The sequence below is a fragment of the Microcystis sp. LE19-41.2A genome, assembly GCF_027530405.1.
GTDB classification, from domain to species: Bacteria; Cyanobacteriota; Cyanobacteriia; order Cyanobacteriales; family Microcystaceae; genus Microcystis; species Microcystis aeruginosa.
Genome location: NZ_JAPZQJ010000533.1, coordinates 1 through 2,252 on the forward strand (window position 1 = coordinate 1; position 2,252 = coordinate 2,252).

Sequence of the window (2,252 nt, forward strand, 5' to 3'; positions counted from 1 at the left end):
CCAAGCTTTTCTGGTCGGAACCCCCTAAGCCGAGTTTTCAAGGTGCTGCGCCGTCCACTTGGTTTTCGAGACTGGCCTTTTAATTCTAACGTAAAGCCAACCTAGAACGGCGGGGTTTCAGACCCAAAATTTCCGATGAAACGCCTCGATCGCTTCCTCTAGGGTTGGATAAATACGTTCGGTCGAGATCGTCTCGGATAGGTCTCCTTTTTTTAATTGCTGATATAAATCTTGCTTCACCCGCGCCATGGCAAAAGTAATACCACTACCGATTAATTCTCGATGTAATTCTTTCAACATATCGACCGCCGTAATATCGATATCTAGAATCGCTTCGGCGTTGAGAACGAACCACTCGACGGGGACTTTCTCCGCCTCGATCGCCGCTATTACCCGTTTCCGAAAATTCTCGGCGTTGGCGAAACAGAGGGGCGCGTCGTAACGGTAGAGAACCAATCCGGGGATCGTCGTCGCGCCCTGCCAATCCTCGATGTCGTGCAGGCCCGCCAGATTCGGCACTTCCCCCAAAACCGCATCGTGTGGTCGCATCAGCCGTGCGAACAGATCGACCACCGATAACCCCACGGCAACGCCCACCCCGACGAGGATATCGGTGGCCAGGACACCGAACATGGTGACGAGCGCCAATCGGAACTCGCTGGTTTTGAAACAACGCAGACGGTTGAACTCCGAGATCTCGATCAGACGGAGCGCGGCGTAAATCACGATCGCCCCCAGGGCCGCTTTCGGAAACAGGGATAGCAGCGGGCGCAAGAACAAAAGTACCAAAATCACGATCAGAAAAGCCACGAGGGAAAACAGTTGCGATCGACTGCCCAGAGAATCGCCGATCGCCGTGCGACTGCCGCTACTGCTGACGGGAAAGCCTTGCATGATGCCGTTACCGATATTCACCGCTCCCAGGGCGAGTAATTCCTGATTGCCATCGATGCGATAGTTGTTTTTCGCCCCGAAGGCGCGGGCGGTCAAGACGTTATCGGAATAGCCAACGAGGGCGATACCGATGGCCGAGGAGAGTAAATAGACGAGCTGCTGGGAAGAAAAACCTCTCGGTACTTTCAAACTCGGTAAACCGGCGGGAATTTCCCCGATCACGGCGATGCCGCGCTCGTTCAGATCGAACAAATATACTGCCGATGTGGCCAGTAGAACTGCGAGTAAAGGGCCGGGGGCATTGGGAAAGCGACGTTGTACCACTAGCAGGAAAATTAAAACAGCGGCGGCGAGAATCAGAGTTGGTGGGTGAATCTCGGATAAATGTCCCGAAAATTCCCCGATCTGTCCGAAAAGCGATTCCGCTTTCAGTGACATCCCGCTAATTTTTCCCAACTGACCGACGATCATGATCACCGCTACTCCGGCCATGTAGCCGACGAGGATCGGTTTGGAGAGGAGATCGGCGAGAAACCCCAACCGGGCGAAAGCGGCGACGCAGCAGACGCTCCCCACGAGTAGGGCTAATAGACTGCACAGACTGGCGTAGTTGCTACTATCTCCCGCGACGAGGGGCATGATAGCGGCGGCGGTCATTACTGCCGTCGTCGATTCTGGCCCGACGGAGAGTTGTGGTGAGGAACCGAGCAGGGCATAGATGAGCAGCGGCGGTAGGATCGCCCATAATCCGGCGATCGGTTGTACTCCGGCCAGTTCCGCATAGGCCAGACATTGGGGAACGAGATAGGCTGCCACGGTGATCCCCGCAATGATATCTCCCCGCAACCAGGCCGAGCGATAGGATCGCAGGCGCTTTAACCCGGGTAGAGAAAACCGCTCCCTAGAAAAATTTAATCGAGTAGGCATCCTCATCTCTTCTCCTGTCATCGAAGTTCGGCGTTGTGGGAATATTGGTGGCAAGAAAGCGTTAAATATCCGTGAGTGGGAATGTCTTTTTTGCGGGACTTTCCCTTCAAAAGCGACCTCGACCTTTAGCCCTGGCGGAAAACTTTCCTGTCGGCGAGCGATCGCGTTTTTCCTCGCCTCTCCAGAGGGTTATCAATAAAAGCGATCGCTATTTAGGGTTGGCTGAAAAAGTTTTTCCTGGGGGCAGGGTGTGGGGTGTAGGGTGTAGGGTGTAGGGTGTAGGGTTTTAGCGATTTTGAGGGGGTCAATTACCTAATTTTCAGGGAAAAAGTCCCGGAATTTTCCACCCGATCACTCCGGGATCTGGCACTTTTTGGTTTCCAAAAAGTCTAAAAGTCTTACCCAACAAGGTTTTTAGATTTATTCAGCAA

Annotated in this window: 1 protein-coding gene; it reads right to left on the bottom strand. The window is 53.5% G+C overall.

The window, feature by feature from the left end:
- Positions 1-117: 117 nt before the first annotated feature.
- The gene (locus tag O9290_RS22470; protein ID WP_288059832.1) at positions 118-1,821 is read right to left on the bottom strand and encodes an SLC26/SulP family anion transporter; all 1,704 of its coding nucleotides are present in this window, start codon (positions 1,819-1,821) and stop codon (positions 118-120) included.
- Positions 1,822-2,252: the final 431 nt, after the last annotated feature.